Origin of the sequence: Methanomethylovorans sp., assembly GCF_050177135.1 — an archaeon.
Taxonomy (GTDB): Archaea; Halobacteriota; Methanosarcinia; order Methanosarcinales; family Methanosarcinaceae; genus Methanomethylovorans.
Map to the genome: position 1 here is coordinate 1 of NZ_JBFXHJ010000175.1, position 4150 is coordinate 4150.

General features: G+C 43.9%; 4 protein-coding genes and 1 pseudogene. 1 reads left to right on the plus strand and 4 read right to left on the minus strand.

Annotated features, from left to right (window positions below; genetic code table 11):
* From AB7U21_RS10850 to AB7U21_RS10860, 3 genes and pseudogenes are all read right to left on the minus strand, one after another.
* Window positions 1-603: pseudogene (locus AB7U21_RS10850) on the minus strand (NADH:ubiquinone oxidoreductase); the annotation flags it as partial.
* 13 nt (window positions 604-616) lie between these two features.
* Window positions 617-2089: a methanogenesis multiheme c-type cytochrome gene (gene mmcA / locus AB7U21_RS10855; protein ID WP_428388975.1), complete on the minus strand. Its 1473-nt coding sequence runs from the start codon at window positions 2087-2089 to the stop codon at window positions 617-619.
* An 11-nt stretch (window positions 2090-2100) separates the two neighbouring features.
* Window positions 2101-2529 carry a hypothetical protein gene (locus AB7U21_RS10860; protein ID WP_333787659.1) on the minus strand — a complete coding sequence of 143 codons (429 nt, stop codon included), beginning with the start codon at window positions 2527-2529 and terminating at the stop codon, window positions 2101-2103.
* Window positions 2530-2629: 100 nt separating this feature from the next.
* Here AB7U21_RS10860 and AB7U21_RS10865 point away from each other — a divergent pair, with 100 nt between their 5' ends.
* Window positions 2630-3655, plus strand: a complete 1026-nt coding sequence (locus tag AB7U21_RS10865; RefSeq protein WP_428388977.1) for an FAD:protein FMN transferase — start codon at window positions 2630-2632, stop codon at window positions 3653-3655.
* 18 nt (window positions 3656-3673) lie between these two features.
* Here the strand turns inward: AB7U21_RS10865 and thpR are convergent.
* Window positions 3674-4150 (minus strand): RNA 2',3'-cyclic phosphodiesterase (gene thpR / locus AB7U21_RS10870; RefSeq protein ID WP_428388980.1); only part of this gene is annotated, 477 nt, incomplete at its 5' end.

The window sequence follows — 4150 nt, forward strand, 5'->3', positions numbered from 1 at the left end:
AGGGGCAACTTCCAGCTGTTTTCCTTCAAATCTTATCCCGCTAAAAGCTGCTATGGACTCAGCATCATCACTACGCAGCACAATAGCGCCTTTAGATGCACCTGCAGCCTTCATGAGAAGTTTGAGCGCTTCCAGCATCTGAGTGCCATATTCTTCAGGAGTGCTGAATTTGCCTCCGATCCATTCTGATGACGTGGCATTGATGAGTACTGTGGTTATATTTTTACCATCCGGCTTCAGAACACTTTGTGTTGGAACACCATAGTGTTCCACTATACCGGAGTTCTTTATCAGTTCGATCAGATTGTTTGGTGAGGGATCCTTCGTTGGAGTGAATTCCACGGTCTGATCGCTTTCAATGGTCTTGATGATAACGCTCAGAACCTTATTTCCTTCCGGATGTGGAGCCATCTCAATAGAGAGAACCTCACCACAGACACTTGAATGGACAGATGAATCATTGTTGTCTTTACAGTCACCTATTTTTTGTCCAATTACCACAGAATCTCCCTTTTTGACCATTGGAACACAGGGCATTCCCTTATGCTGCTTAAGGGGAATTATTACTTTTTCCGGTAATTTACTCAATCGTTTACTTTCCATTATAATTCACTCCTTAAAGTGCTGGTTCCCTCTCTACTTCAACCGGCTTTTGTCCGGGTATTGTCACGCTGATCTCCTGAGCAGGAGCTGTTGTTCCTGCGGGGTCCATATCATAACCCAGTAGCTCCCAGTTAATATGAAGAGTTCCTGAAGCTGAGCCTGCGTGACAGTCAGCACATATCAGCGGATCGGCCAAACCAACGTCCTGGCTTGCAATGTTATGGCTTACCTGGTACAAGAGATCAACATGCCTCCGGATGGCTTTCGGATAATCAGGCTGATTATCAAGGTTCCCATCGTATGAGCGTATCTCTGAAGATGTGACCTTGCCATCCCCATTAGAATCAGCTTCCTTTACTGCAGATGGAGGTATCGGATCACCCAGTGAAGAACTGTTGTCCGGATTGTTCAGGACTTCCTGGTCCAGACCTTCATCCCACCATACACCGCTTATTAAATTGAAAGTGTTCAGTTTCACACCTTCCTCATCCTTGCTGGCCATCATAGGGAGTTTTTCATTGTAGATTCCACCCGACCAGGCCAGGGTTGGTGTAAAATCTGATTCATGATATGTTTCTTCAAGAATCCCATTCTCCCAGCTGAAACTACTTACCGTTTTAATGCCTGTGAGATCTCCGCCTGGCAACATGGGGATGTGACATGTTTCACACTCAATGGTCTCAAGGTGGGCGTCAACGATACCACCATGGGAAATACCTGCATGGCAGCCTTCTGAGTCACAGCTCTTTACCTCCACATCGTTCTCATGGACAGAATCAAGAGGGATCCGCCGACCTATCTGGTGCTCATCGGTTTCATGGCACTCCACACAATTCACGTTGGAATGAACATCATACTCTGAAGCATTTGCAGCCATCCATGTCACTGCACTGGTAGCAGCTTCATTTTGATGGCAGGTATTGGCACATTGCTCCTTTGTGGGCCCTGCATTGACCTCATCGTGTATCTCAGTAACGATCGGTAAAGGAGTGAGAACATTTAAAGCGTAGCTGGCAACATATAAAGGATCTTTCTGTGCCTCTTTGCTCGCTTCTTCAATTGCTGCTTCTTTTGCACCGGCGATATTCCCAGAAGAGATACTTGCAACACGTGCCTCATAATCATATAGACCGTTCTGTTCATGGCAGACCATACAATCGACATCTGCACCATATTCCTCAAGATCTCCTCCTCCTGGGTGCAGCGGACCGTAAACACTTAACCATGTTTCTTTATCCATGTCACTCAATAGGACGCCATGCTTCATGAGAGAAGACCATTCGGCCAGATCCTGCCGCACATGGAAAGAACTGTTCACTTCAGCCTTTGTATTTAAATGACAGCCCATACACACCTTATCAGACCACTTCTGATCGGTCATGTAGTGAGATGAAAGGACCTCATTCCCACTATACCCGACATAAGCGTACACTCCGGATATGAAAAGCATCAATACAGCAATTACAATAAGAAAACTTGCTTTCATAAAAATCACACTCACTTTTCCGAGGTATCCCCTGGCGTTTTAGAAGCAACATCTTCAAGCTGCTTTATAGCAACAATTATAGTATTCCTCAGATTCTGTTCGTTAGTAACTTTCAAGTCGTTAGTGACGTATTTATCGATCTCGAATGTCTTGCGAACTACCCGTACATTAAAATCAAAAACCTTATCCATAAGGCCTTTCTCAGGGGTCATGCCAAAGAAGTCGACATCCATGTGATTGCCGACTATATTGGACTTGAGTTCTATTTTATCAAGAGGTGAACCGGGTTTCACATAGATGATATGATGTTTTACAACACCAAATTGTTTTTCGATTCCCCTCCATCCATACTCTTCCATTATCTGATGGATCGCCACAACAAGGTATTTATCCTTGCTTGAACGCGAGCCTGTTGCCGAAGCTCCACTGTGATCGCTCATGATTACACTTCCTTTGATCAAAGATTTCCGCGAAAGAACCAACTAAATGCCCGTTACGGTTCTGATTAAGTTTAAGATTGATTATGTCATTCCATAAACCATGATGTATAAAACTGTTACCATTGCCCTGATAGCGATTTTATCAGTATCATTCGTGATAAATTGCATTGACAAAGGTATGGATAGCCAGGAACCTATACCACAGATATACAATGATACCAGAAGCATAATGGATACTATAGTGACGATCAAAGTGGTTGACACTAACAGTACTCACGCGAGAGAGGCAATTGATAATGCTTTTGAGAGGGTGTACTATGTTGATTCAAGCATGGACTATTTCGATAACACCAGTGAACTGAGCAGACTTAACACTAATTCACAACTTCTGAATGCAAGTAATGATCTTACATATGTAATCAACAAATCTATATATTATCAGCATGTTACCCACGGGGCTTTTGACATTACGGTCTTACCTCTTTTGGATCTGTGGAAGAGCAAATTTGCACCCGGGGGCACACATCAGCCACCTACCGAAGATGAGATCCGTGAAACACTAAGGCTTGTGAACGCCAGTAATATAACCGTCATGGAAAATAACATATTTACACAGGAAGGGATGAAGATAACCCTGGGTGGAATAGCAAAGGGATATGCCCTCGACCTTGCCATAGATTCGCTTAGAAAGGATGGTATAACCTCAGGTTTTGTTGATGCGGGAGGGAATGGACTTTACATTGGATATAAACCTGATGGAACATCCTGGAGAGTTGGATTGCAGAATCCGAACATGAGCCAGCAGGTAATAACTGTTATTGAGATCACAGATATGGCTGTAGCGACCAGCGGCAATTATGAAAGATATTTTAGTGAAGAGGCAAAGGTTTCCCATATTGCCGATCCTCGCACAGGATATCCATCCCAGAACCTTATAAGTGCCACGGTCATTGCACCTCTTGGTATAGACTCAGATGCACTGTCAACTTCTGTATTCGTATTAGGGGAACAGGAAGGCCTGGAAATGATCGAGGAACTTGATGGCGTAGAATGTCTTCTGATAACAAACGACAAAAGAATAGTAAAGTCCAGTGGCTTTGAGAAATATGAGGTCACTTCAGCCTGAAAGTGACATTCACTATAATCAGGGCAGATCAACCTCGTGCAGGGTCTCATATATGGGACCCTGTGGAGTCAGGGTACTTTTCTTGAGCTTAACGGTATGAACATTCATCAGGCCCACATCAAAATCCCTGAGAGGATCTATTGCAGAGATAAGTTCGTTCTTTCGAGGATTGGACAGATATGTGACCCTGGCAAGAGTCGCATGTGGAATGAACTTGCGTGGCTCTTTTTTAAAACCTATTTCTGATAGTAATGATTCCAACTGCCCGTGAATACATGAATAGTCACCTGCTACACCCAACCATATTATCCTGGGATTCTTCATACCTGGAAAAGCATCCACCCCGGAAATTCTTGAATCGAATGACGGACAATCCAGTCTATCGAGAGCTGTGATGATCTCTGGCAGTTGTGCCTCATCAACATCTCCCAGAAACTTCAGGGTGATATGTACAATATTGGGATCTACTAGCCTTAATCCAGGTCCGATGAGCTT